General features: G+C 68.6%; 28 protein-coding genes. 8 read left to right on the top strand and 20 right to left on the bottom strand.

The genetic code is table 11. From position 1 onward, the window contains the following. Positions 1 to 10 precede the first annotated feature (10 nt). Genes thiL through glyA form a run of 5 tightly spaced genes read right to left on the bottom strand, consistent with a single transcriptional unit; the run spans position 11 to position 4,034 of the window. On the bottom strand, positions 11 to 961 hold the full coding sequence (thiL, locus tag GGQ59_RS01010) for a thiamine-phosphate kinase (RefSeq protein ID WP_183816638.1): 951 nt from the start codon (positions 959 to 961) through the stop codon (positions 11 to 13). Next, positions 958 to 1,449 carry a transcription antitermination factor NusB gene (gene nusB / locus GGQ59_RS01015; protein ID WP_183815013.1) on the bottom strand — a complete coding sequence of 164 codons (492 nt, stop codon included), beginning with the start codon at positions 1,447 to 1,449 and terminating at the stop codon, positions 958 to 960. Before nusB ends, thiL begins: the two co-directional genes overlap by 4 nt. Next, positions 1,446 to 1,907: a transcriptional regulator NrdR gene (gene nrdR / locus GGQ59_RS01020; RefSeq protein ID WP_183815015.1), complete on the bottom strand. Its 462-nt coding sequence runs from the start codon at positions 1,905 to 1,907 to the stop codon at positions 1,446 to 1,448. Before nrdR ends, nusB begins: the two co-directional genes overlap by 4 nt. A gap of 41 nt (positions 1,908 to 1,948) precedes the next feature. After that, positions 1,949 to 2,734, bottom strand: a complete 786-nt coding sequence (locus tag GGQ59_RS01025) for a DUF481 domain-containing protein (protein WP_183815017.1) — start codon at positions 2,732 to 2,734, stop codon at positions 1,949 to 1,951. A 10-nt stretch (positions 2,735 to 2,744) separates the two neighbouring features. Then, positions 2,745 to 4,034 carry a serine hydroxymethyltransferase gene (glyA, locus tag GGQ59_RS01030; RefSeq protein WP_183815019.1) on the bottom strand — a complete coding sequence of 430 codons (1,290 nt, stop codon included), beginning with the start codon at positions 4,032 to 4,034 and terminating at the stop codon, positions 2,745 to 2,747. A 299-nt stretch (positions 4,035 to 4,333) separates the two neighbouring features. Between glyA and GGQ59_RS01035 the strand changes: the two genes are divergently transcribed. Next, entirely contained in the window at positions 4,334 to 4,798 is a 465-nt protein-coding gene (locus GGQ59_RS01035; protein WP_281373691.1) for a Ros/MucR family transcriptional regulator, read from the top strand. A gap of 16 nt (positions 4,799 to 4,814) precedes the next feature. On the opposite strand, the gene tatC is transcribed toward GGQ59_RS01035, so the two are convergent. The 3 genes from tatC to GGQ59_RS01050 are packed head-to-tail and all read right to left on the bottom strand — an operon-like array spanning position 4,815 to position 6,207. Next, positions 4,815 to 5,639 carry a twin-arginine translocase subunit TatC gene (gene tatC / locus GGQ59_RS01040; protein WP_221400817.1) on the bottom strand — a complete coding sequence of 275 codons (825 nt, stop codon included), beginning with the start codon at positions 5,637 to 5,639 and terminating at the stop codon, positions 4,815 to 4,817. Between the two features lies 1 nt (position 5,640). After that, positions 5,641 to 5,961, bottom strand: a complete 321-nt coding sequence (gene tatB / locus GGQ59_RS01045) for a Sec-independent protein translocase protein TatB (protein WP_183815021.1) — start codon at positions 5,959 to 5,961, stop codon at positions 5,641 to 5,643. Positions 5,962 to 5,967: 6 nt separating this feature from the next. Then, entirely contained in the window at positions 5,968 to 6,207 is a 240-nt protein-coding gene (locus tag GGQ59_RS01050; RefSeq protein ID WP_183815024.1) for a twin-arginine translocase TatA/TatE family subunit, read from the bottom strand. 169 nt (positions 6,208 to 6,376) lie between these two features. Here GGQ59_RS01050 and GGQ59_RS01055 point away from each other — a divergent pair, with 169 nt between their 5' ends. After that, positions 6,377 to 6,949 (top strand): LemA family protein, encoded by a 573-nt coding sequence (locus GGQ59_RS01055; protein WP_183815026.1) that lies wholly within the window; start codon positions 6,377 to 6,379, stop codon positions 6,947 to 6,949. Next, on the top strand, positions 6,946 to 7,896 hold the full coding sequence (locus GGQ59_RS01060; RefSeq protein WP_183815028.1) for a DUF3137 domain-containing protein: 951 nt from the start codon (positions 6,946 to 6,948) through the stop codon (positions 7,894 to 7,896). The genes GGQ59_RS01055 and GGQ59_RS01060 overlap by 4 nt, the downstream gene beginning before the upstream one ends. Here the strand turns inward: GGQ59_RS01060 and scpB are convergent. From scpB to GGQ59_RS01095, 7 genes are all read right to left on the bottom strand, one after another. Further along, positions 7,875 to 8,579 carry an SMC-Scp complex subunit ScpB gene (gene scpB, locus GGQ59_RS01065; RefSeq protein WP_183815030.1) on the bottom strand — a complete coding sequence of 235 codons (705 nt, stop codon included), beginning with the start codon at positions 8,577 to 8,579 and terminating at the stop codon, positions 7,875 to 7,877. The genes GGQ59_RS01060 and scpB overlap by 22 nt on opposite strands. Continuing rightward, entirely contained in the window at positions 8,572 to 9,348 is a 777-nt protein-coding gene (locus GGQ59_RS01070) for a segregation and condensation protein A (protein WP_183815032.1), read from the bottom strand. The genes scpB and GGQ59_RS01070 overlap by 8 nt, the downstream gene beginning before the upstream one ends. Next, on the bottom strand, positions 9,348 to 10,367 hold the full coding sequence (gene nagZ / locus GGQ59_RS01075; protein ID WP_183815034.1) for a beta-N-acetylhexosaminidase: 1,020 nt from the start codon (positions 10,365 to 10,367) through the stop codon (positions 9,348 to 9,350). The genes GGQ59_RS01070 and nagZ overlap by 1 nt, the downstream gene beginning before the upstream one ends. Beyond that, positions 10,367 to 11,167 (bottom strand): SPOR domain-containing protein, encoded by an 801-nt coding sequence (locus tag GGQ59_RS01080; protein ID WP_183815036.1) that lies wholly within the window; start codon positions 11,165 to 11,167, stop codon positions 10,367 to 10,369. The genes nagZ and GGQ59_RS01080 overlap by 1 nt, the downstream gene beginning before the upstream one ends. Before the next feature lie 102 nt (positions 11,168 to 11,269). Continuing rightward, entirely contained in the window at positions 11,270 to 12,490 is a 1,221-nt protein-coding gene (locus tag GGQ59_RS01085; protein WP_183815038.1) for a deoxyguanosinetriphosphate triphosphohydrolase, read from the bottom strand. Between the two features lie 59 nt (positions 12,491 to 12,549). Then, positions 12,550 to 13,125 (bottom strand): outer membrane beta-barrel protein, encoded by a 576-nt coding sequence (locus GGQ59_RS01090; protein ID WP_183815040.1) that lies wholly within the window; start codon positions 13,123 to 13,125, stop codon positions 12,550 to 12,552. A gap of 98 nt (positions 13,126 to 13,223) precedes the next feature. Then, positions 13,224 to 13,502, bottom strand: a complete 279-nt coding sequence (locus GGQ59_RS01095; protein WP_183815042.1) for a succinate dehydrogenase assembly factor 2 — start codon at positions 13,500 to 13,502, stop codon at positions 13,224 to 13,226. 108 nt (positions 13,503 to 13,610) lie between these two features. Between GGQ59_RS01095 and fdxA the strand changes: the two genes are divergently transcribed. Both fdxA and GGQ59_RS01105 read left to right on the top strand, forming a co-directional pair. Next, a complete protein-coding gene (fdxA, locus tag GGQ59_RS01100; RefSeq protein ID WP_183815044.1) occupies positions 13,611 to 13,949 on the top strand; it encodes a ferredoxin FdxA in 339 nt (112 codons plus the stop codon). Between the two features lie 256 nt (positions 13,950 to 14,205). Then, positions 14,206 to 15,081 (top strand): CarD family transcriptional regulator, encoded by an 876-nt coding sequence (locus GGQ59_RS01105; protein ID WP_183815046.1) that lies wholly within the window; start codon positions 14,206 to 14,208, stop codon positions 15,079 to 15,081. A gap of 88 nt (positions 15,082 to 15,169) precedes the next feature. Here the strand turns inward: GGQ59_RS01105 and GGQ59_RS01110 are convergent, their stop codons facing one another. After that, positions 15,170 to 15,859, bottom strand: a complete 690-nt coding sequence (locus GGQ59_RS01110) for a hypothetical protein (protein WP_183815048.1) — start codon at positions 15,857 to 15,859, stop codon at positions 15,170 to 15,172. A 144-nt stretch (positions 15,860 to 16,003) separates the two neighbouring features. Continuing rightward, positions 16,004 to 17,827 (bottom strand): aspartate--tRNA ligase, encoded by a 1,824-nt coding sequence (aspS, locus tag GGQ59_RS01115; RefSeq protein ID WP_183815050.1) that lies wholly within the window; start codon positions 17,825 to 17,827, stop codon positions 16,004 to 16,006. Between the two features lie 289 nt (positions 17,828 to 18,116). On the opposite strand from aspS, the gene sciP reads away from it, so the two are divergent. Then, complete coding sequence (sciP, locus tag GGQ59_RS01120; protein WP_183815052.1) at positions 18,117 to 18,407, top strand: CtrA inhibitor SciP; 291 nt, start codon at positions 18,117 to 18,119, stop codon at positions 18,405 to 18,407. Positions 18,408 to 18,416: 9 nt separating this feature from the next. Here the strand turns inward: sciP and GGQ59_RS01125 are convergent, their stop codons facing one another. Continuing rightward, on the bottom strand, positions 18,417 to 19,145 hold the full coding sequence (locus GGQ59_RS01125) for an alpha/beta hydrolase (protein WP_183815054.1): 729 nt from the start codon (positions 19,143 to 19,145) through the stop codon (positions 18,417 to 18,419). A gap of 47 nt (positions 19,146 to 19,192) precedes the next feature. Then, entirely contained in the window at positions 19,193 to 20,296 is a 1,104-nt protein-coding gene (locus GGQ59_RS01130) for a sensor histidine kinase (RefSeq protein ID WP_183815056.1), read from the bottom strand. A 159-nt stretch (positions 20,297 to 20,455) separates the two neighbouring features. Here GGQ59_RS01130 and GGQ59_RS01135 point away from each other — a divergent pair, with 159 nt between their 5' ends. Together GGQ59_RS01135 and GGQ59_RS01140 are read left to right on the top strand one after the other, a co-directional pair. Then, the gene (locus GGQ59_RS01135) at positions 20,456 to 23,500 is read left to right on the top strand and encodes a helicase-related protein (RefSeq protein WP_183815058.1); all 3,045 of its coding nucleotides are present in this window, start codon (positions 20,456 to 20,458) and stop codon (positions 23,498 to 23,500) included. Between the two features lies 1 nt (position 23,501). Continuing rightward, positions 23,502 to 24,302 carry a DUF1338 domain-containing protein gene (locus tag GGQ59_RS01140; protein WP_183815060.1) on the top strand — a complete coding sequence of 267 codons (801 nt, stop codon included), beginning with the start codon at positions 23,502 to 23,504 and terminating at the stop codon, positions 24,300 to 24,302. Positions 24,303 to 24,305: 3 nt separating this feature from the next. On the opposite strand, the gene GGQ59_RS01145 is transcribed toward GGQ59_RS01140, so the two are convergent. Beyond that, positions 24,306 to 24,761, bottom strand: coding sequence for a hypothetical protein (locus GGQ59_RS01145; protein ID WP_183815062.1), 456 nt, complete (start codon positions 24,759 to 24,761; stop codon positions 24,306 to 24,308). Positions 24,762 to 24,894: the final 133 nt, after the last annotated feature.

Raw genomic sequence — 24,894 nt, forward strand, 5'->3', positions numbered from 1 at the left:
CAGGCTGGTCTCAGAAGTGGGACCAGCCGCCGGACCGGACCTCGACCGGCGCCCCCGCCCCGTCCAGCAAGGTGCAGCCCGGCTCGCCCGCGGCGCACCGGCCGATCTGCGTCACCGTCAGCCCCGCGCTCCTGGCCGCCGCTTCGAAGGGCTGCGCCTGCGCGCTCGGGACGGCGACCAGCGGCTGATAGTCGTCGCCGGCGGTCGCGAGGTCCGTGACGCTGCCGCCGCCCGCGACGTAGGCCCGGCCGGCCTGAGAGAGCGGCAGCGTCAGCGCTTCGACCAAGCAGGACAGCCCCGAGGCGGCGCCGAGGTGCCCCGCATCCGCGACTAGGCCGTCCGACACGTCGAGGGCGGCGCTCGCGTAGTGGGCGACGAGCTTCGCCGCCGCGAGGGGCGGCCCAGGCAAGCGGTAGGCCGCGGTCACCGCCTCCGCGTGCTCGCCCGCTCGCCACTGGCCCGTCAGGTGCCGAAGGCCGAGGCCGGCGTCGCCGACGGTGCCGAAGAGGTAGAGCTTGTCGCCAGGCGCCGCGCCCGCCCGGCCGACGATGCGCCCCTCGCAGGGTTTGCCCAGCAGGGTGACGCTGACGACCAAGCCGGTCGCGCCCCGCGTGGTGTCGCCGCCGACGAGGGACAGTCCGTAGGCGCCGAGCGCTTCTTCGAGGCCGTCCGCGAAGGCCGCGACGTCGCCTTCCTTCGCCGACGAGGGCCAGACGCAGCCCAGCAGCATCGCCCGCGGCGCGCAGCCCTTCGCGATCAGGTCCGAGGCGTTCGCGGCCACGGCCTTGCGCGCCACCGTGTCCAGCGGGTCGTCCGGCAGGAAGTGCGTGCCGCAGACGAGGAGGTCCTTCGTGACGGCGAGCCCCTCGACCTCTCCGACGTCGTCGGTCAGCCCCCGCGCGCCCGCCCCCGCGAGCGGCGCGAGGTAGCGGGCGATGAGGCCGAACTCGTCCAGCCTCAGCGCTCCTCGTCCGCCCGGACGTCCTTCGCCGCGCCGTCGAGCACGCCGTTGACGAACTTGGTCTCGGTCTCGCCCTCGCCGAAGAAGCTCGCGGCGATCTCGACGTACTCGGACACGGTCGCGCCGGCGGGCACGTCGGGCCTGCGGACGAGCTCGAAGACGCCGCAGCGAAGGATCGCGCGGGCGATCGCGTCGAGGCGCTTCAGCGTCCAGCCTTCGCGCAGGCGGCGCTGGATGTAGGGGTCGATCCGGCGCTGCGTCTCGACGACGCCGCGGACGAGCTCGGAGAAGAACTCGTCATCCGCGTCGCGGATCGCCTGGCCGTCGAGCTCGCCGCCGAGGCGGTGCTCCTGGTACTCGCGGATCACGCCGTCCACGCCCTGGCCGGAATGCTCCATCTGATAGAGCGCCTGCACCGCCGCGAGCCGCGCCAGCGTGCGCGCGTCGTGGACGTTCTGGGTGTAGCCGTCGCGGGCAGCTTCGGTCATCGGTCCCGCCGTTCCTGCATTGTGGCGAGGAACGCTTCGAAGTCCCTCGCCTCTGTGAAGTTCTTGTAGACGCTGGCGTATCGGACGAACGCGACGTCATCGATGCGGGCGAGCGCGCCCATCACCTTCTCGCCGATGGCGGCCGAGGGTATCTCCGCCTCGCCTGCCGCTTCGAGCTCGCGCACGACCGTGGCCACCGTGCGCTCGACCTCTTCGGGGTCGAGCTCGCGCTTGCGCGTCGCGATGGCGACGGAGCGGGCCAGCTTCTCGCGGTCGAAGGGGACCTTCTTGCCCGAAGACTTCACCACGATCAGCTCGCGCAGCTGCACGCGCTCGAAGGTGGTGAAGCGCGCGCCGCAGGTGCCGCAAAGCCGCCGCCGGCGGATGGCGGCGGCGTCCTCGGTGGGACGCGAGTCCTTCACCTGGGTGTCCTCGCCTGAGCAGAAGGGGCAACGCATGACGGAGCGCTTACGCGTGTGAGGACAGACGAATCAACGGCTCAGAAGCCCAGAGAGATGCCGGCGCTGAGGAGGGTGTCCGTCGGCTCGCGGTTCGCCGGCGGGTTGGTCTCGTGCCGGACGAGGTAGGAGGCGCGGGCGGAGAGCTTCTCGGTCAGCTTGCTCGTCAGCGAGAACTCGCTCTCGAAGGTCGCGCTGATGTCGGTGTAGGTGATCCGCGAGTCCTGCTCGATGCCGACCGCGTCGTTCACGTCCCACGCGAAGTCGCTCGACGCGTAGAGCGAGAACTCCGCCTCGTTCATACGCATGTCGGCGGGCATCGTCGCCTCGTCATACTCGGTCCAGCGCACGCCCGGGCCGATCTCGATGTTCCAGTTCAGGTCCTCGCGCTCGTAGAACCGGTAGCCGAAGCCGCCGCCGACGAAGACGCGCTGCTCGAAGCCCGAGAAGGCATCGTAGTCGTAGCGGGTCCGGCCATAGGCGTAGGCCTTGTCCGCGATCGTCGCGTCGAGCTGGTAGGAGGCGAAGGCCGCCTCCTGGGTCTGGCTGCGCTCGCCGTCGGGTGGGCCGCTCTCGGCGTAGCGCGCGCCGGCCTCGAACTTGTGGTTGACGATCCGCCCGCGCGACTCGAGCCGGCCGCGCAGGATCAGGGTCATGTTCTCTGTGTTCCCCGTCGCGTTGGCGAAGGAGAAGTCGAAGTTGCCGGAGTAGCCGCGCTCATATCCGGCCTGCGCGACGTCCTGCGCCACCAAGGTCGTGGTCGTGGTCGCCGAGCTCGCCGTCGACGCGGAGGGCGCGAGGAGGAGAAGGACGAATGGGGCAAGCATGCCCCAGGGGTTAACGGTAGATTGGGAAACGCTTGGTTAACGCCATCACGTCGTCGCGAACTTCCGATACGATTCGCGACGGATCTTCTCCTTCGGCGAGGGTGTCGAGCACCCGGGCCATCAGGCGCCCGGTCTCCTGGAACTCCGCCACGCCGAAGCCGCGCGTCGTGGCCGCGGGCGTGCCGACGCGGATGCCCGAGGTAACCGCAGGCTTCTCGGGGTCGTTGGGCACCCCGTTCTTGTTGCAGGTGATGCCGGCACGCTCGAGCGCCTCTTCGGCCGCGTTGCCCTTCACGCCCTTGGGCCGGAGGTCGACGAGCGCGAGGTGCGTATCGGTGCCGCCAGAGACGACGGCGTAGCCAGCCTCGACCAGGACGCCCGAAAGCGCCCGTGCGTTCTCTACGACCCGTTGCGTGTAGAGCTTGAAGTCGGGCCGCAGCGCCTCGCCGAAGGCGACCGCCTTCGCCGCGATCACGTGCATCAGGGGGCCGCCCTGAATGCCGGGGAAGAGCGCGGAGCGGACCTTCTTCGCGACGTTGTCGTCGTTCGTCAGGACCATGCCGCCGCGCGGACCGCGCAACGTCTTGTGCGTGGTCGTCGTCACCGCATCGGCGTGCGGGATGGGGCTCGGATGGAGGCCCGCCGCCACGAGGCCGGCGATGTGGGCCATGTCGACCAGCAAGAAGGCCCCGACCGCGTCGGCGACCTCGCGGAAGGCGGCGAAGTCGATCGTGCGGGCATAGGCCGAGCCGCCCGCGATGATGAGCTTGGGTCGGGTCTCCTTCGCGCGCGCCATGACGGCGTCCATGTCGATGCGATGCGTATCCGGATCGACGGTGTAGGAGACCGCGTCGAACCACTTGCCCGACTGATTGACGGGCGAGCCGTGGGTCAGGTGTCCGCCCGCCGCGAGGTCGAGGCCCAAGATGCGGTCGCCGGGCTTGAGGAGCGCCATGAAGACGGCTTGGTTCGCCTGACTGCCCGAGTGGGGCTGCACGTTGGCGTGCTTCGCGCCGAAGAGGCGGCAGGCCCGCTCGATCGCGAGGGTCTCGACCTCGTCGACGACCTCGCAGCCGCCATAGTACCGCTTGCCGGGATAGCCCTCGGCGTACTTGTTGGTCAGCACCGAACCCTGCGCTTCGAGGACGGCGCGGCTCACGATGTTCTCGGACGCGATCAGCTCGATCTGGTTCTGCTGACGCGCGAGCTCGTCGCCGATCAGGCGGGCGATGTCGGCGTCGGTCTCCTCGATCGCGGTCGAGAAGAAGCTGTCGGGAGTGGCGGGGAGAGATTGGGACATGGGCAGCCTCGGAGGGGCGGAGTTCCGCTCCGCATACACGGCCCCGCCCCGTGCCGCCACCCGCCAACATGCCGCCCCCATCTCTGGGGTATGGTTACTTTTCTTGATCCGACTATTTTGCGAAACCGCAGTCTTTTCTTTTGAGGAGCACCTTGCCTACCAAGGAGCATCACCATATGACTGATCATATTGATGCAGGTTCAAGTCTCCACGGCACAAACAGAGGCGAAGTCGACCTTCGCGAGGTGCCCAGTCGGACTGTGGATTTGCAACCGACGGAACGGATAAGGAACATCATTATGGACGAAGAAGTTCAAGCCATCCCCGGCATGGACAGGTCGGAGACGCTGCACCTGACGACCGACATCGTCAGCGCCTTCGTCAGCAACAACTCCGTCCCGGCGGGCGAGCTGCAAGATCTTCTCGTCAACACCTTCGCGACGCTGACCAGCCTGACGGGCAGCGCCGAGCCGGAGCAGACGAATCAGAAGCCCGCCGTGCCGGTGAAGAAGTCGATCACCGACGACTACATCATCTGCCTCGAGGACGGGAAGAAGCTGAAGATGCTGAAGCGGTACCTCCGCACGCAGTACGACATGAGCCCCGAAGAGTACCGCCGGAAGTGGGGCCTGCCGGCCGACTATCCGATGGTCGCGCCGAACTACGCCAAGCGCCGCTCGGAGTTCGCCAAGCAGATCGGCCTCGGCACGCAGGGCGGCCGCAAGACGACCAAGAAGGCCCGCAAGAAGGCGACCACGTCCTAAGTCCCCGAGGGGCGGCTCAGGCCGCCCCTTCTTCCATCTTCCGCGCCGCCAGGCGGACGGAGATGATCGAGACCTCGTAAAGACCCCAGATCGTCAGGCCGAGCGCGATCTGACTGACGGGATCCGGCGGCGTCAGCACGGCCGCGACCAGGAAGATGCCGCAGATCGCGAAGCGTCTGTTCTTGGACAGCCATTCCGGCGTCACCACCCCCGCCCGCCCCAGCAGCGTCAGGACCACCGGCAGCTGGAAGGCGAAGCCGAAGCCGACCATCAAGGTCAGCGCGAGGTTCAAATAGTCCCCCACCTTCACGAACAGATTGTAGCTCGCGGGGCCCGTCCGCTCGGCAGGTGCCTCCATGGACAAGGCGAAGTCCATGACGAAGGGCAGGATCAGTTGATGGACGAGCGCGATGCCGCCCATGAACAAGAAGGGGATCGCGATCAGGTAGGGCAGGACCGCCTTGCGCTCTCGCCTGTAAAGGCCCGGCGCGACGAAGGCGTACATCTGCCAGGCGACCACCGGGAAGGCGAGCATCAGCCCTGCGAAGGCGGACAGCTTCACCCGCGCGAAGAACAGCTCCAGCGGGTAGTAGTTGAGGACGGGCGGGTTTCCCTGCAGCCGCTCGACCGCGTGCACGTAGGGCACGGTGAGCAGGTTGTAGAGCGGATAGGAGAAGGCGTAGCAAAGCCCGAAGCCCGCCGCGATCGCGAGCAGCGACCAGATCAGGCGCGAACGCAGCTCGACGAGGTGGCTGAGAAGCGGCGCGCGGCTGGCTTCGACCTCGTCGTCGGCGCCGTCGGGCGGCTCCATGTCCGGGGCGGGGGCTGACGCGTCGGCCACGTCAGGGCTTCTCGCCGTGCGACTTCACGTCGGCCATCGCCTTGTAGGCGTCGTCGCCGGCCTCGTCGAAGGCCTGCTTCACTTCGCGGACGGGGTTCGAAGACTTCAAGCGTTCGATCTCCTCGCGCAACTCTTCCATCTCCGCCTCGCGCGCCATCTGATCGAAGCTGGCGCGGAACTCGTCGGCGAGCTTGCGCATCTGGCGCACCATCTTGCCGACCGTGTGCATCAGGCGCGGCAGGTCCTTCGGCCCCACCACCACGAGGGCGAGGACGGCGAGGAGGACGAGCTCCCCGAAGCCGAGCTGCGGGACGAGCGACACGGGCGGTTAGACCTCGGTCTTGCTCTGCTCCGAGCGCAGGGCGGGGTCGACGGGCCGCTGCGAAGCGGCTTCGAGGCGAGCGCGCTCGGCCTCGGCGCCGTCCACGTCGTCGTCCTTGAGGCCGGCGCGGAACGACTTGATGCCCTTCGCCATGTCACCCATCAGGGAGGAGATCCGCCCTCGTCCGCCGAACAGGACGAGCACGAGGATGAGGACGATCAGGAGCTGCTGCCAACCGATGGCCATGGGGGCCTCCTTCGGAACGATGCGGAACCGGCATCTAGGAGCACCTAGGATAGCGCGCAAAGGTTAAGCTCGGTTAGCCCTGAAGACGAGCCGTCCGGAATGTAACCTCGCGCTTGCTAAGCCCCGAGGAAGAAGGCCATCTTTCTGGCGCAAGCACTGGGGGTCCGGTATGGAATTCGTCTTTCTCGTCCTGGGGCTTCTGGTCCTCGTCGTCGGCTACGCCTGGTACGCGGCCATCGTGTCGCGCCGGAACAAGGTCGCCGAGGCCTTGGGCTCGATCGACGCGCACCTGCAGCAGCGGGCGGACCTGGTGCCGAACCTCCTCAAGCTCGCGCGGCGTTACATGGAGCACGAGCGATCCTTGGTCGAGGACGTCACCCGCCTGCGCGGCGAAGCCCAAGCGCCCTACGACAAGACCGACCCCGGCGCCGTCGGCCGCCACCTCGCCGCCGCCGAGGCGCTCGACGGGCGGCTCGGCCAGCTGCGCGTGCAGGTCGAGGCCTATCCCGAGCTACGCTCGGAGGGGACGGTAACGGCCGCGCTCGAACGCATGGCCGAGGTCGAGGCGCAGCTGACCGCGGCGCGCCGCTACTACAACGCCGCCGTCGCCGAGCTTAACACCGCGATCCAGATCTTCCCCGGCACGCTGATCGCCGAGCGGACCGGGACCAAGGCGCTGCCGTCCTACGCGGCGCAGACCGAGGCGCGCGGCCCCATCGACGCCGATGCCTACCTGACGTGACCCCTGCCCCTGGCAGCCTCGACGCGCTCGACGGGGCGCGCCGCCAGGCGGTCGTGAAGGCACGCGGACGCCGAGGCGGCGCCCTCGGGGTCACCGCCCTGGCCCTTTGCGGCGCGGCGCTCGTCCTTCTCACCGCCGCCGATGCGCGCTTCGTCTTGGCCGCGGTCCTCGCCCTTCCCTGCCTCATCGGTGCCTGGACGTGGCAGAGAGCGCCGATGCGGGCCTACCGGCGCGAGGCCGCCGCGGCGATCTATCCGCTGGCCGCGGCGCGCGCCTCGCCCGGCCTCGGCTACGCCCCCATGGGCGGCATCGATCCGAGGACGCTCGAGGCCGCAGGGCTCCTGCCGCCCCACGACCGGGCCGAGTACACCCATCACGTCAAAGGCCCCTATCGCGGCGTCGGCGCCGAGTTCTGCGCCGCCCATCTGACCCGAAGGGAAACCCGGACGACGACCGACAGCCGCGGGCGATTGCGAACCGAGACCCGCACGGTGACGGTCTTTCGCGGCGTCTACGCCCGCTTCTCGCTGCCCCGCCCCCTGCCCGCCCGCGTCTACCTCAGGCGCGATGGCGGCTTCCTCGAAGGCGTGTTCGGCGGAGGGCCCAAGGGATGCGAGCGCGTGCGGGTGGAGGACCCCGAGTTCGAGCGCCGCTTCACCCTCTTCAGCGACGATCAGGTCGGCGCCCGCGTGCTCTTCACCACGACCTTCATGGCGCGGGTCCTGCGTGCGGCCGAGATCGCGCAGAACGGGCGCCTCGCAGCCACCTTCGAAGGCGACGAGATCCTGGTGCGGATACCGCGCCCGGACCTCTCGCTCGGGCTCGGCGAGATCCGCGGGCCAGGAGACGCCGAGAGGGAAACGACACGCCTTGCCGCCGCCTTCGCGAGGCTTCTGTCGGTCGCCGACACGCTCGGCCTGACCGATCAGCCCGCCTCGCCGTCATAGTCGGTGACGAAGTCCGGCGCGTCCGCCGCGTCCTCGCCCGTCAGCTCGCCTTCGACCGCCCGGGGGCTCGGCACGGCGAAGCCCGGCGGCAGGCGGGCATCGAGGAGGCCCTGCGCCTCGAGGTCCGCCCGGCCCGGCAGGTGGCTGACGTCGTCGAGGCCGAACTGCTCCAAGAAGGCGTCGGTCGTCGCGTAGAGGAGCGGGCGGCCGGGCGCGTCCCTGCGGCCCGAGAGCTTGATCCAGCCGAGTTCCAAGAGTTGGTCGAGCGACCCCTTGGCGACCGCGACGCCGCGCACCTCTTCTATCTCGGCGCGGCTGCAGGGCTGGTGGTAGGCGATGATCGAGAGCGTCTCCAGCGCCGCGCGGCTGAGGCGGCGGCCTTCGGTCCTGTAGGCGACGAGGACGTCGGCGCAGTCGGGCGCGGTGACCATCTGAACCTTGCCCGCCACGGTGCGCACGTTGACGCCCCGGTCGGCGTAGCGCTCGATCAGGACCTCGATCAGGGCGGCCACGTCCGCGCCCGGAAGGCGCTCGGCGATCTCCGCGCGCGACAAGGGCTCAGGCGAGGCGAAGAGCAGCGCTTCGAGGCGACGAAGCGCCGTCGCCTCCGCGACGACGCGCGAGACCTCGGTATCGAGGTCGGCGGCCTCCTCTTCGAGCTCTTCGGGCCGTTCTTCAGTCACGGTGCGCCCGCAAGTACAAAGGCGCGAAGGAGCCTTCCTGGCGCATGTCGGCCGTGCCGGCCTTCGCCATCTCGAGCGCGGCGTTGAAGAGCGAGGCGCGGATCGACGAGGCGGGCAGGTCGCCTTCCCCCTCGGACAGCTCGGCGAGGCTCGTCCACTCGGTCACGCCCGGCAGGCGCCGCCCGAGCGACTCGCGCGCCGCTTCGACCGTCATCACGCGAGGCAGCTCCCGCGCGTGGACCTGCGGCAGGGTCCGGACGCGAACGCCCGAATAGGCTTTGAGCAGGTCCATCAGCCCCGCGCGCCACTCGGTCTCCCGCCGGACCTTCAGCGCCCGGCGGCCGCGCGGGAACACGTCCCGCCCCGCCTGGGGCAGCGCGGTCAGCGCCTCGGCCGCCTTGCGCATCGCGTCGAGGCGTTGAAGCTGGAAGGCGAGCTGCGCCGCCATCTCGTCGCCGGTGGGCTCGTCCCCCTCCCCTTGCGGCTCGGGCAGGAGGAGGCGCGACTTGAGGTAGGTGAGCCAGGACGCCATCACGAGGTAGTCCGCGGCGAGGGACAGGTCGCGCCGCCGGGCGTCCTCGACGAAGGCGAGGTACTGGTCGGCGAGCGCCAGGACCGAGACCTCGCGAAGGTCGACCTTCTGCTTCTGGGCGAGGTCGAGAAGCACCGCGAGCGGGCCTTCGTAACCGTTCAAAGTGACGACGAGGTCGTCTTCCGGCGCGGTCTCGCGCGCGGGGCCTTCCTCCCAGTCGTCTTCCTTGGGTCGCATCAGACCGTGATAACGGGCCTCAGGAGCTCTGAGAAGCGTGCTTCGGCCCCGTCGCGGTCGAAGTCGGGCCTGTCCCGCGGAATGAGCGCCAACGCGGCGTCGCCCCTGCGGGCGGCCTCGCCTTCGAGCGCCTTCGCGCCCTCGGCCACGTCCGTCATCTCGGCCATCTCGCCATTGCAGTGCAGGACGACGTCGCATCCGGCGTTCAGGCTTGCTTCTGCCCGGTCGCGGAAGCGTCCGGTCAACGCCTTCATCGACAGGTCGTCCGTCATCAGGAGGCCGTCGAAGCCGAAGCCTTCACGGATCACGTCGCGGATCACGGTGCCCGACAGGGTCGCGGGACGGTCGGGATCGAGCGCGTCGAAGACGATGTGCGCCGTCATGCCGAGCGGCGCGTCCGCCAGCGCGCGGAAGGGCGCGAAGTCGACTTCTTCGAGTTCTTCGCGATCATCGGTGACGCGCGGCAGCTCCAAATGGCTGTCGGCGAGCGCACGGCCATGACCGGGGAGGTGCTTGATCACCGGCAGGCAGCCGCCCGCGAGCGAGCCGTCCACGACCTGGCGGCCGAGCGTTCCGATCATCTCGGCGCGGGTCGAGAGCGCCCTGTCGCCGATGATGTCGTGGGCGCCCGGCTGCGGCACGTCGAGGACGGGCACGCAGTTCACGTCGATGCCGAGGTTCCGGCAGTCCTCTGCCAGGAGCTTCGCGCCGAGGAAGGCCGCTTCCTTGGCCTTCTCCGGGTCGAGCTTCGCGAGTTCGCCGAAGCGGTCCATCGGCGGGCGGCGCGGGGCGAGCGGCGGCTTGAGGCGAGCGACGCGCCCCCCCTCCTGGTCGATCAGGATCGGCGCGTTGCGCGCCACGGTCTCGCGCAGTTGGTGGCACAGGCGGACGATCTGCTTCGTGCCGCCGCAATTGCGCGCGAAGAGGATGAAGCCCCAGGGGTCCGCGTCGCGGAAGAACGCCGCCTCGTCCGAGGAGAGCGTCTCTCCGGCGCAGCCGTAGATCGCGGCGGTGGCCATCAGAGGCCCCGAACGAGGCAGTCCTGACCGCGGCCCTTGAGGTCGTTGCAGTAGCTCTGCGCTTCCGACTTCGACGTGAAGGGACCGATCCGCAGGCGGTGATAGGTCGTACCCTTCACCTCGGCGACCTGGATGTCGGGCGACTTCGACGAGACGAAGCTGCCATACTTGCTCGACAGGGTGTCGAAGAAGCGCGTCGCCTCCGCGTCGGAACCGAAGGCGCCGACCTGAACGACGTGCGTGCCCTTGGCTGCGGCTGGGGCGGGAGCCGGTGCGGGCTTGGCCGGCATCGGCGTAGCGGCGGCCGGCTTGGGCTCTGGCTTCGCCTCGGCGACCTTCACGGGCTCGACTTTGGCGGGGGCGGGCTTCTGCGTCGCAGGCGCCGTCGCGACGGGCGCGGGGGTCGCCTCCGCCGTGCGGACCGCAGGCTCGGGCTTGGCTTCCGCCGGCGCGGTCGCAGCGGGCGCCTGATCGTAGCCTTCGAGCGGATCGCGCTTCGGATCGGCGTCGGCGACCACGGTGGTCGGCGTCACCCCCTCGAGCCGGTCATAGACCTCGCGCCGCGACGTTTCGGTCGTCAGCGGGACGTCCTCGCGCACGGGCGCGGGGTTCGCGGCCACGACCGGCAGGTCCGAATCCATCAGCCGCGCGTTGGCGAGGCCGCGCTGATAGGCGAAGTAGACGACCACGGCGAAGACCGCGAGCAGCGCGAGGAAGATGGCAAGGACGTAGAAGCCGGAAAGGCCGCCCTCCTCGCCGTCGTCATAGGCGTCGTCGAACTGGTCCGCGGTGACTGACATGAGGCAGGCTCCGTGTGGTGCGTCAGGGCGCACGTGATCCTTAAGGAGGAATTACAGCCGTTCAAAGTAAACGCGTCGTTAACCCTGATGAACCGGCTGCGATCAGGCGAACCAGCGCTCCATGTCGAAGAGCTTCCGGTGCTCCTCGATCGCGTAGCGGTCGGTCATTCCGGCGAGGTAGTCGCAGACGACGCGCGCCCGGCCGTCCTCGTCCTTGCCTTCCTGCCGCGCGAACCACTCAGGAGGCAGCACCTCGGGCTCGGCCATGAAGAGGTCGAAGAGCGCACGGACGATGCGCTTCGCCTGGCTGCGGGCCCGGTTGACCTTCCAGTGCCGGTACATGCGTTCGTAAAGGAAGCCGCGAAGCTGCGCGATGTCGGGCTCGAGGGCTTCGGAGAACGCCACCATGGCATGGGGAGCGTGCCGGACGTCGTCGGCACATCCTGGCTTCGCCTCCTCGAGCCGCCGCCGCGTCTCGTCCCAAACGTCGCGCACCATTCGGCCGATGAGGAAGCTGACGGCTTCGGCGATCTGAAGCCCCTGCGGCGCGTCCCGGTACTGCGTCCGCGCGGCGTGCAGCGCCTCGCCGATGAGGGGTACGTCGAGGGCTTCTTCGAAGGTGAAGAGCCCGGCCCTGAGGCCGTCATCCGTGTCGTGGTTGTTGTAAGCGATGTCGTCGGCGATCGCCGCGACCTGCGCCTCGAGACTCGGGAAGGTCGTGAGCCACAGGTCGTGCGTCTTCGCGTACTCCTCGATGGCGGCGGGCAGCGGCTTGGCGTGGACCTGCCCCTTGTTGCGCGCCCGCTCCTCCGCGATCGGCCCGGTCAAGGGACCGTTGTGCTTCACCGCGCCCTCGAGACTCTCCCAGGTGAGGTTGAGCCCGTCATAGGCGACGTGGCGCCGCTCGAGCTTGGTCAGGACGCGCAGGGTCTGCGCGTTGTGATCGAAGCCGCCATGCGCCTTCATGCAGTCCTCGAGCACGTCCTCGCCCGTGTGCCCGAAGGGCGGATGGCCGATGTCGTGAGAGAGCGCGACGAGCTCGCCCAAATCCTCGTCGAGCTTGAGGAGGCGGCAGAGCGACCGCGCGATCTGGCTGACCTCCAAGGAGTGCGTCAGGCGCGTGCGATAGTGGTCGCCCTCGTGAAAGACGAAGACCTGCGTCTTGTGCTTGAGCCTTCGGAAGGCGACGCAGTGGATGATCCGGTCCCGGTCGCGTTGGAACGGCGTGCGGGTGTCGGAGACGGGCTCGGTGACGAGCCGTCCGCGCGTCCTGTCGGCGCGTTCGGCGTAGGGCGCGAGCGGCGCTGGGAAGGCGAGCGGCATGGGGCGTGGTTGCGCCGATGCGTCCCGATTCTCAAGCCTGGGCCGCCGAGCGGCGGAAATCAGCTGCCTAGGCCGATCCGGTAGGCGACCGACACGCTGATAGACCCGTAATCGATCGGGTAGGTATCGTTGCCTAGGCCGTGCGCGCCGAAGTAGCTGGCCTCAAGCCCGACGGATTGCGTCTGTCCGAAGCGGTACCGAAGCCCGCCCTTCAACTGACCACCCAGGCTCGTGTCCTCATAGTTGAAAGCATCGCTGCCGACGATGCCGATCCCCCCGGCAACGTAAGGGCGCCAACGGCCGTCCTGCACGAACTCGTAGACGGCGTTCGCCATGAGGAAGCTGACCCCGAAATCGCCGATCTGATTCGTGTCGTGAGCGCGACTGCCGAGTTCGATCTCCGCGCCGAAGCCGGAGGCCGCACGGTAGCCGCCGATGAGGCCCAGAGCCCCCCCGGCGTCGAAGTCGAGGTCGAACCGGGCGCCGTACAGGGACGGGTACTTCCCTTCGATGCCGAAGGCAGGCCCAAGGTGGACCTGGAAGTACGCGCCGCCGTCGTCGGATTGCGCCGCCGCGATGCCGGGCACGAAGAGGCCCGAAGCTGCCGCCGAAGCGATGAAGAGACGTTTGTTCATGGCCTGCCCCCTTGCGCTCCGGCCGAGGCGGCGAAGCGGATTGGGCCTACCGAACAACCTCTTAACCGAACCTTAGGCGGCAAACACGTCTCGGACAGTCACCGCCGCGGCATCGCGCCCGCTACGTCGAAGGCCTGCATCCGCGCCAATACCGGGCCGCGGTAGTTCTCCGGCACGCCCTCGCCTCTGATGATCCACACGTAGAGGTCCTGATCGGGCACTTCGAGCAGGCGCGCGAACTCTTCGGTTTCCGACTCGGTCATGCCGGCCAGGTTGTCTTGGGCGAACTTGCCGACGACGATGTCGGCCTCCTTGAAGCCGCGATGCATGGCGCGGTAGAGGAGCCGCCGCTTTTCGGGGCTTAGCGTTTCTGTCATGGGCCTCACCATAACGGGTTTGACGGCGGGCGCGAAGGCGACCGATAGCGGCCTTCCCTTTCGCGCCGCGGCCGTTAAGTCACCGCCTGCCTGCCGGAGTGATTCGAATTGACCTACGTCGTCACCGACGCCTGCATCGCCTGCAAGTACACCGACTGCGTCGAGGTGTGCCCCGTCGACTGCTTCTACGAGGGCGAGAACTTCCTCGCGATCAAACCCGAGGAGTGCATCGACTGCGGCGTCTGCGAGCCCGAGTGCCCCGTCGAGGCGATCAAGCCCGACACCGAGGATCCCGACGGCAAGTGGACGGCGCTGAACGCCAAGTACGCCGAGGAATGGCCCAACATCACGCGCGCCAAGCCCGCCCTGCCCGACGCCGACAAGATGGCGGAAGTCGAAAACAAGCTGGAGACCCACTTCAGCACCAAGCCCGGAACCGGGGATTGAATCGCCTTCGGGCGCGACGTCCTGCCGCGGGGCAGAGCCCGCTCTTTGCCGTTTTTCAATAGGCGGACCCGCGTGCGCACTGGAACTTTGTGCAGTTTTGTGCTACGTATTCGTGACGAAGAGCGTGGCTGGGGAGACCGCCTGACGGGCGGTCTTTTTCTTGAGCGGCTTCCGTGCAGGAAGACCGCAGGCCCGCACTCGTACCGCTGACACCGTGCCCCCGCACGGGCGGCGGGTCAGAGAAAGGACCGGTCCCGTGACCAAGACGACTCCGACTGAAAAGCCGTCCGAGGCGGCGGCCAAGCCCGCTGCCGCGAAGCAGGCCGCCAAGCCCGCCGCGAAGTCTTCCCGCGCGACGAGCAAAGCCCGCACGTCAGCGAAGAAGACCACCGCGACGCGCACCGCCACGAAGAAGGCTGCGAGTACGAAGGCCGCGACCGCGCCGAAGAAGGCTTCCCCCAAACCGAAGAACGAGAAGAGCGTGACAAGCAAAGCCGTCGCCAAAGCTACCAAGACCAAGGTCGAGACGTCTGCCGAAGACGACAAGCCGAAGATCGCCCCCGCGCCCCTGCGCCCCGCCCTGCGGGTTCAGCGCCGCGCCGAGGCGAACCGGGACAAGAATCAGACCTTCAAGGTGAAGACCAAGATCGTCTACCCGGCCCATGGCGTCGGTTACATCACCGAGATCGAGAAGCAGGAGATCGCGGGTCATGCGATCGAGCTCTTCGTCATCGACTTCGAGCACGAGAAGATGAAGCTTCGCGTGCCCGTCGCGAAGGCCGCCGCCTCCGGCATGCGCAACCTCGCCAGCGCCGAGCAGATCGACGAGATGATGAAGCTGATCGAGGGCAAGGCCCGCGTGAAGCGCACCATGTGGTCGCGCCGCGCGCAGGAGTACGAGGCCAAGATCAACTCCGGCGACCTGACCGCGGTCTCCGAGGTCGTGCGCGACCTCTTCCGCGCCGACGACCAGCCCGAGCAGTCCTACTCCGAACGCCAGCTCTTCGAGCAGGCGCGCGAACGACTCGGCCGGGAAGTCGCCGCGGTGCGCCGCAAGTCGCTCGAGAGCGCGATCAAGGAGATCCACACTCACCTCGACAAGAAGGAAAAGGCCGCCGCAGCCGCGAGCTGAGCCAGGCTTTCCTTCGAAGGTTCGGGGGGCGCCTCGGCGCCCCCTTTTCTTTGTCCCGAACCGAGCGACGGTTCGCGGGAGGTGCGGCTTAGCGCCGCTTGCGGCGGGCGGCGGCGAGGCCGCCAAGGCCGATCGGGAAGAGCAGCGCCGCCGCCGGCAGCGGGACCGGGGCGGCCGAACCGAAGCCGTCCAGTTCGATCACGCGCGGCCCGTTATACGGGTTCCAGCTGCCATTGGCCGTGAAGACCGCCCTGAACGTCTGCGCGACGACCGGCGTGAACGCCGCGCTGACCGCGAGGACGTTCTGGTCCGACGCGCTCACCGCGACCGTGCCCCCGACCATCTCGCCCGTCACGTCGTTGTAGTTCTGGACGCCGTCGTCGAACGAGAACGAGTAAACGCTGTCGAACTCGCCGAAGGCGTTCATGGCCTGCAGGTCGAAGGCGACGATGCCGCGGCGCAGGTCACCGACCGTGTCCTGGCCGACGATGAGGTTGATGCCTTCGAGGCTCACGGCGTTTGCCGTGGTGAACTCGAAGAACGACGTGTCGCCCGGCGCCCCGTTGCCGAAGAAGCCGACCGTCGGTTCGAAACCGCGATCCAGCGTCGCGCCGAGGATCGCCCGGGCATCGTCGAGCGTGCCCGCATCGCCGACATTGGTGATTACGGCACCGTCGAACAGGTCGGTGGCGGAAGCCGTCAGGCTGGCTGCGCTAGCGGATGCGCTCGCGAAGCCGATGGCAGCGACCAGCGCCGCTGCGATCTTGGTTGTGGTCATGTCTCTCGTCTCGCCCATACCCGTTCGCCCCAACGGCACGGGTTCACGAACCGTTGAGCAAGAGACGTTCCAAACTTAGGGCTTCGTTAAGGCTCGACGCCCTGGCGAGGGCGCGAAGCGCCGCCGTGACGCTTCGCTGCTTCCTCAGGCGTCCTTCACGTCGATCGGTGCCGCCGCCATCTCCTTGATGCCCTTCGCCACGCGGATGTGGACGTCCTTGAGCTGCTGCGGGCTCACCTCCGCCGGCGCGCCCAAGAGCAGATCCTCCGCGCCTTGGGTCAGCGGGAACATGGTGACCTCGCGGATGTTCTCCTGCTCGGCGAGCAGCATGACGATCCGGTCCACACCGTAGGCGATGCCGCCATGGGGCGGCGCGCCGTAGCGGAAGGCGTTCAAGAGGCCGCCGAACTTCTCCTCCACGACCTCGCGGCCGTAGCCCGCCACCGCGAAGGCCTCGTACATGAGGTCCGGCATGTGGTTCCGGATCGCGCCCGACGCGAACTCGTAGCCATTGCAGACGAGGTCGTACTGGTTCGCCTTGAGCGCCAGCTTCTCTTCTTCTGTGCTCGCCGCCTTCAAGGCCTCGATCCCGCCTTGCGGCATGGAGAAGGGGTTGTGGCCGAACTCGACCTTCTTGTTGTCCTCGTCCCACTCGTACATCGGGAAGTCGACGATCCAGCAGAAGGCGAAGCGGTCCCGCTCGATCAGGTCCAGCTCCTCGCCGACGACGACGCGGGCTCTCCCCGCCACCGCTTCGAACTCGGCCGGTTTGCCTGCGACGAAGAAGGCCGCGTCGCCCGCCTTCAGGCCCAGCTGCTCGCGGATGGCGTGGGTGCGCTCGGGCCCGATGTTCTTGGCGAGCGGGCCCTTCCCGTCGCCCTCGTCGAACATGATGTAGCCCATGCCGGGCAGGCCCTGGCGCTGCGCCCACGAGTTCATGCGGTCGCAGAAGGCGCGGGAGCCGCCGCCGGGCGCCGGGATCGCGCGGATCTGCTTGGCCTCGTCCTCGGCGATCTGCGCGAAGATCTTGAAGCCCGAACCGCGGAAGTGCTCGGTGACGACCTGCATCTCGAGCGGCACGCGGAGGTCGGGCTTGTCGGTGCCGTACTTCAGCATCGACTCCGCGTATGGAATGCGCGGCCAGCTGTCGTAGGCGTCGACCTTCCGCTCGCCCGCGAAGGCGTCGAAGACGTCCGCCACGACCGGGCCGGTCGTGTCCCAGACTTCCTCCTGCGTAACGAAGCTCATCTCGACGTCGAGCTGGTAGAACTCGCCCGCCGAGCGGTCAGCGCGCGCGTCCTCGTCGCGGAAGCAGGGCGCGATCTGGAAGTAGCGGTCGAAGCCCGACACCATGATCAGCTGCTTGAAGATCTGCGGCGCCTGGGGCAGCGCGAAGAAGCGGCCGGGGTGAAGCCGCGAGGGGACGAGGAAGTCCCGCGCGCCTTCCGGGCTCGACGCCGTCAGGATCGGCGTCTGGAACTCGGTGAAGCCGCGCTTCTCCATGCCCTGGCGCAGCGCCGAGATCACCCGGCTGCGCAGCATGATGTTCGAATGCATCGTCTCGCGCCGCAGGTCGAGGTAGCGGTGCTTCATGCGGATGTCTTCGGGGTAGTCCGGCTCGCCGAAGACCGGCAGCGGCAGGTCGCCGGCCGCCGACAGGACCTCGAACTTGGTGATCCGCACCTCGATCGCGCCCGTCGGCAGGTTCGCGTTCGCCTGCGCCTCGTCGCGCGCGACGACCCGGCCATGGACGCGGATGACGCTCTCGGCCCGCACGGCCTCGACCTCGGCGAAGAACGGCTCCTCCGGCTCGCACAGGATCTGCGTCAGGCCGTAATGGTCGCGCAGGTCGATGAAGAGCAGGCCGCCATGGTCCCGCTTGCGGTGGACCCAGCCCGACAGGACCACGTCCTCACCGACGTTCTCCGCGCGAAGCGCGCCGCAGGTGTGAGTGCGATAGACGGACATCGGGTCTCCTGATGAAGCGTTCTCGGGCGTTCACGCCTCGGACGAAAGAAAGGCGACCGCATGGCTTCCTGCCCGACTCCCGTCAAGGGAGTGGCACGGCGCGGCCGCGAAGAGCGGGTTTTCCGTGCCGGAACGGTCTGTTTGTTCCAGTTCTGAACAGAATAGATCGTTTGTATCCGATTTTCTTCGTTTACGGTAATGGCCTGTTCACCTTTGCACTTAGGCGTTTCTTCAGACCGACATACTACTGTTCCCGGCAACAAGAGCAGTCTTGGGAGTGGTTGGGTTGATGTCTGGAATTCAAAGAAGCAGCACGAATGCGGCGGCGAAGGCGCCCTACGTGATTGGTCCGGACGGTACGCCGCTGACCATCGCCGATCTGCCCCCGCGCACGACGAAGCGCTGGGTAATCCGCCGCAAGGCCGAGGTGGTCGCCGCCGTACGCGGCGGTCTCCTCAGCCTTGAGAGCGCCTGCGATCGATACACGCTGACCGAGGAGGAGTACCTTTCCTGGGAGAAGGCGATCGACCGGCACGGGATGCAAGGCCTCCGGGCGACCCGGGTTCAGCAGTACCGTTAACGAAGCGAGTCAGAGGAGGCTGTGCGCGGCCTCCGCGATCGCTCCGCAAGGGCCTGGGGACAGCACGCTGGCGTGTCCCCAGGCCCTTAGTTCTTGCAGCGACGCCTCCGTACGGCGCGCGAGCCGGGACGTGCCTGCCGAGATGATCGTCGCCGGCATCAAGACCGTCGGCAGGCGCGGCACCGGTGGGGCCTTCGCCCGGGCGGCTTCGCGCACCTCCCGCCGGGCGGCCCGCCAATGGGCCTGCGAGGTGATCGAGGCGAGCTTGTCCGCCCGTTCCCTGCCCGAAAGCGCCATCGCGTTCGGATAGTACTTCGCCCACCGCGCCATGCTCGGCAGCACGGGGGTAATAGGCGCGCAAGCGGCAGAGAAGGCCGTGAGCGCGGGGCCGACCGGCCCGCCATCCGGCACCACGCCGTCCACCAGGACGAGGCCTCGCACGCGCTGCGGATGGCGCCCCGCGAATTCGAAGAGCCTGAGGCTCGCCATGGAGTGGCCGACCAGCACGACCGGCCCTGCCGCCCCGACCGCGCCCAGCAGCCGCGCCATGTCGCCGGCATGGAAGGCGGGGCTCGGCACCCCGCCTTCCGGCAGGGGGTCGCTGCCGTAGAGGCCTGCCCTCGTGAAGCTCGCCGCCGCGACGCCGCGCGCCGCGAGTGCCCGGACCAGGTTCGCGCCGTCGACGTAGAGGCCGAAGGCACCGGCATCGAACAACACGCGCGGCGCTGCGGCGCCCATGAAGGCAAGCCTGCGGCCGCCCGGTAGCGCGACTTGACGGAACTCGGTCAGCGCAGGGTGATCGAGAAGCGGGCGCCGCCCTGGTTGCTTGCCTCCAAGTGCCAGTCGTTGCGGGCCGCGTAGCTCGCGACGACCCGCATGCCGAGCCCGTGCGCCGCGGCGGGATCGAACCCATCGGGCAGGCCGCAGCCATCGTCGGCGACGGTCAGACGGTATCCGACCGCGGCTTTCTGCAGGACGACGCGGATGGTTCCGCCGTCCGGGCCGAAGGCGTGGCGGACGGCGTTCGTCACGAACTCCGATACGATGAGTCCCAGGACGGTCGCTCTGTCGGCACGCATCGTCACCGGGTCGCAGGTGACCTCGATGCGTACGTCGGCGCCGGCGACGGAGGCGGCGAGGTCGGCGCAGAGACCATTCAAATAGCTCGCGAAGTCGAGCTCGCCCGACGCCTCGGAGCGGTAGAGCCGATCATGGATGGCGGCGATGGTCCCGACGCGCTGCGACGCGCGGGACAGCGCGCCGCGCACCTTCGTGTCTTCCTCGGTCCGGCCTTGCATGCCGAGCAGGCTGCCGACGAGGCCGAGTGAGTTCTTCACGCGATGATCGACCTCGCGCATCAGAAGGTCCTTCTCGCGCAGGAGCTGTTCCTTCTCCTGCAGAGTGGTCGCCTGGGCGAGCGCCAGTCGCTCCAACCCGGCCTCGTGCGCCGCGACCGCCCGCTCGCGTTCGACGCGGTTCGTCACGTCGCGGCTGATCGAGACGATGCGTTCCGGCGTGCCGTCCTTGCCGAAGACCGGCGCGACCGAGACGTCCCACCAGCGCGGCGCTCCTTTGGCGGTCGGACAGAAAGCTTCGAAACGGCGCGCTTCTCCCCGCCGGGCCGCGCTGATCGCGCTCTCGACGAGGGGCTGCTGATCGTCGGGCCAAAGCGACGGCCACTCCGCCCCGTCAACGGCGCAGAAGTCGTCGATCTCCATGGCGCAACGGCCGTTCTCGTTCATGAAGGACAAGGTGCCGTCGAGCTCGACGATCTTGATGCAATCGGGGCTCGCATCGAGCACGCCTTTTAGGAAGGAAGTCGAGTTCGCGCCGAGCAGCGCGAGCGCTGCCTCGTTCGCATCGTCGGGTTTTCGATTCTGAACGGGCATGCCCCTCTCCCAAGGTCGCGCAGGCGCGAACATAACACAAACAACACCTTCCGCCTAGCGGCATGCGCGAGGGACGCGTCGTGCCGCAGCTTCCGCGCGAGCCGATGGCATGGTGGTGGCAAGACGGCAGCGAAGACGCTACTTACGAACGGCCTGCCCATGCAGCTGCCGCCCTCCTCTTTCTCCCTGCGCCCTGTCACGGCGGTGCTCGGCCCGACGAATACGGGCAAGACCTTCTATGCGCTCGAGCGCATGTCGGCGCATGCGAGCGGCATGATCGGCCTGCCGCTGCGGCTGCTCGCGCGTGAGGTCTACGACAAGATGGTCGCGCGCAAGGGCGCCCAGGCCGTCGCCCTCGTCACCGGCGAGGAGAAGGTGATCCCCCGCTCGGCGCGCTACTTCGTCTGCACGGTCGAAGCGATGCCGCTCGAGCGCGAGGTCAGCTTCCTCGCCATCGACGAGGTGCAGCTCGCCGCCGACCCCGAGCGCGGCCGCGTCTTCACCGACCGCCTCCTCTACGCGCGCGGCCGCGACGAGACGCTCCTCCTCGGCTCGGACACGATGCGCGGAATCTTGTCGAAGCTGATCCCGGACATCGGCTTCGTCAGCCGCGAGCGGTTCAGCCATTTGGAGCATGTCGGCTACAAGAAGGTGACGCGGCTGCCGCGCCGCTCGGCCGTCGTCGCCTTCTCCGCCGACAACGTCTACGCCATCGCCGAGCTGATCCGCCGCCAGCGGGGCGGCGCGGCCGTCGTGATGGGCGCCCTCTCCCCCCGGACCCGCAACGCCCAGGCCGCCCTCTACAATGAGGGCGAGGTCGACTACCTCGTGGCGACCGACGCCATCGGCATGGGCCTCAACATGGACATCGACCATGTGGCCTTCGCGGGCGCCCGCAAGTTCGACGGCCGGGCGAGCCGCCACCTCACCCCCGCCGAGGTCGCGCAGATCGCAGGGCGTGCCGGACGGCACGTGAAGGACGGAACCTGGGGACCGACCGCGGACTGCCCCGGCTTTCCCGACGAGCTGATCGAGCAGGTCGAGACGCACCGCTTCGATCCCGTCACCCACCTTCAATGGCGCAACGACCGCCTGCACTTCGGAAGCCTCCCCGCCCTCCTGCGCAGCTTGGAGCAGCCCCCGCCTCGGCGCGAGCTCGTCCGCGCGCGGATGGGTGACGACGAGGAGGCGCTCAGGCGCCTCTCCTCGCGGCACGACATCCGCGACTTGGCGAAGGGCGGCGCCGCCCTCAAGCTCCTCTGGGAGGTCTGCCAAGTGCCGGACTTCCGCAAGGTGACGCCGGACCAGCACGCGGTCATGCTCGGCGAGGTCTACCATCAGCTTCTGGACCAGGGCCGCATCCGGGAGGAGTTCGTCGCGCGTCAGCTCTCGCGCCTGACCTCGACCGAGGGCGACGTCGACGCGTTGTCGACCCGGATCGCCCACGTGCGGACCTGGACCTACCTTTCCCACCGCCCCGGCTGGATCGAACGGGGCAGCCACTGGCAGGACGAGGCGCGCAGGATCGAGGACACGCTGTCCGACGCCCTGCATGAGAAGCTGACGGCGCGTTTCGTTGACCGGCGCACCTCGGTTCTGCTCAAGAGGCTCAAAGACGACGCGCCCCTCCTGGCGGGCGTCACCGAGGACGGAGAGGTCATCGTGGAAGGCGAGTTCGTAGGCCGGCTTTTGGGGTTCCAGTTCATCCTGGACCCCCGCGCCGAGGGGCCCCACGCCAAGTCCGTCCGCTTCGCGGCGCTCAAGGCCCTCAGGCCTGAGCTCGCGGCCCGCGCGGCCCAGCTCGCCAGCGCCAAGCCGGACGAGTTCACGCTGACCGATCACGGCACGGTCACCTGGCGTGGCTCCGAGGTCGCGCGGCTCAGCAAGGGGCCCCAGCCCCTGCGCCCCGACTTCCGCCTCGTGGCGGTCGAGCACCTGCCTGCAGGCGCCCTGCCCGCGATCGAGGACCGCCTGCGCGACTGGATCGCGGACCGGGTCGAAGGGCTCGCGGGGCCGCTCGTCGCGCTTCAGAAGGCGGTCAACCGCGGCGGTGAGGGCGAGGGCGTCCTGACCCCCGGCGCGCGCGGCGTCGCCTTCCGCCTGATCGAGAACTTCGGCGCCATCAGCCGCCGCCAGATCGCCTCGGAGGTGAAGGCGCTCGAGCAGGCCGAGCGGGCCAAGCTGCGCGACCTCGGCGTGCGCTTCGGCGAGTACACGATCTTCCTGCCCGCGCTCCTCAAGCCCGCGCCCGCGCAGTTCCTGGCGCTCCTCTGGTCGCTCTGGACCGACACGCCGGTCGGCACGCACCCCGCGCCCAAGGCCGGGGCGACGAGCATCGAGGCGGACGAGGCCGTCCCCCACGCGCTCTACTACGCCTATGGCTACCGGCCGTCGGGCGAGCGGGCCGTGCGGATCGACATGCTCGAGCGCCTCGCCCAGGAGATCCGCAAGGCGCGAGAGGACGCGGGCAAGCAGGGCTTCGAGGCGTCCTCGCGCATGATGAGCCTCGTCGGCGTGTCGGGCGAGCCCTTCGAGGGCGTCCTCAAGAGCCTCGGCTACAAGAAGGACACGGTGACCCGCCCGGTCGAGGCCAAGCCCGCGCCGGAGGCGCAGGCACCGCAAGGCGAGACGCCGCCGGCCGACGCCGCCTCCGCCCAGACGGTCGCCACCGACCCGGCCGTGCAGGACGCGCCGAACCAGCAGCCGCCCGCCGAACCCGTCCCCGACGTCGGTCCGATGACGGAGGAACAGGCGGACGAGGCGAGCCCGCCCGCCGGCACGCCTTCTGAGCCCGAAGCGCCGCAGACGAGCGCCCCGGCCGCGGAGGCGCCTCACGCAGCACCGACGGAAGCTGCGCCCGTCGAGGAAAGCCTCGCCGAAGGGCAAGCCGACGCCGAGCCTCAGACGAAGGCCGAGGCCGAGACCGAGACCGAGACCGTCACCCTTTGGCGTTGGGCGCCGCCGCAGCGACAACCGCGCGGCCAGCGCTCCGGCAAGCCGCAGGGCAAAGGTCAGCGTAGCGACAGAAGCGACGGCCGTCAGGACCAGCGCGGCCCGCGCAAAGGAAAAGGGAAAGGCCCCGGCGGCCCCCGCAAGGGCGGCGACAAGGGACCCCGCACCTACTCCTCCGCCCCGCCCCGCCGCGAGAAGAAGGCCGATCCGGACAGCCCGTTCGCGGTCCTCGCCAGCTTGAAGGACGACTGAGATGCACGCTCTGGAAACGGTCTTCGCGGCGCTTTGGGATCAGTACGCGACGCTGACGCCGCAGGCGCACGAGATCCGCACCCTTCTCGTCGATCGCGGCGAGATGGTCGTCAACGACCACGTCGCCTTCCGTACCTTCGACGACCCGCGTCTCGGCATCGATCGCATCGCCAAGCCGTTCCTGCATCTGGGCTACGAAGCCAAAGACACCTACCGCTTCGAGCAGAAGAAGCTCTTCGCCCGGTACTATCAGCATCCGGACCCGAGCCTGCCCAAGGTCTTCGTCTCCGAGCTGCTCCTGTCGGAGTTCTCGCAAGAGCTGCAGGACACCGTCCGGGGCCTGATCGATCAGATGCCGGACGGGGTGATGGGCAAGGAAGAAGGCCTCACCATGGGCCGCCCCTGGTCCGTGGACAGCGAGACCTACGAACGCCTCGCGGCGGAGTCCGAGTATGCGGGCTGGATGGCCGCCTTCGGCTTCTGCGCCAACCACTTCACGGTCTTCGTCAACGCGCTGAAGGGCTTCGACAAGATCGAGGATCTGGCTGCCTTCATCGAGGAGAACGGCTACCCGATGAACCGCTCGGGCGGCCTCATCAAGGGTTCCGAAGAGGTCGCGTTGGCCCAGTGCTCGACCCTGGCAAGCCAAGTCCCTGTCGCCTTCTCGGACGGCGAGAAGACGGTGCCGTCCTGCTACTACGAGTTCGCGCAGCGCTTCGAGCGCGAAGACGGCACGCTCTACCAGGGCTTCGTCGCCGCCTCGGCGGACAAGATCTTCGAGTCGACCGACCGGCAGCGGTAAGCGTCAGGTCGCCGGCGCCACCGGCGTGCCGGCCCGCGCCCCGCTTCGGAGTACGCCCCGGCGACGCTGCCGGTCGGCGTACCAGACGAAGAAGATCGCGATCGCCAGGATGACGATCGACATCACGACGCCGGACGCGCCGTAGACGGCAAAACCGCCCGTCACCGCGTCGTGCAGCAGGCCGATCACCATCGCGACGGGCGCGACCATGAAGAGCGGCACCGCAGCCGACCGGCGCAGCAGCAGCAGGATCGAGGCGAGGAGCGCCGTGCAGACCCCGACGACCCACAGCGTCAGGCGCCACCAGGGGAGCGCGTCCCAATAGGCAATCTGCTCAGGCGTATAGCTCGACAGGTAGGCCTCGTCGTCCGATACAGTCATGACCAGATCGAACAAGCCGAAGCCGTTCCAAAACAACGCAAAGGCGCCGACGATCCAGAACCAAACACCAGGCCGCATGCTCTCCTCCCCTTCTATAGGGAAAGGATGACTCTGTCCTGCGGACGAGTCGAATCGGCAACGCAGCGGGTCTCACCCATCACTCTCTTCGCGGACGCCCAAGGGTCGCGGCGCGGCCGCCGACTGTTCTTCG

The sequence above is a fragment of the Parvularcula dongshanensis genome, assembly GCF_014199615.1.
Classification (GTDB): Bacteria; Pseudomonadota; Alphaproteobacteria; order Caulobacterales; family Parvularculaceae; genus Parvularcula; species Parvularcula dongshanensis.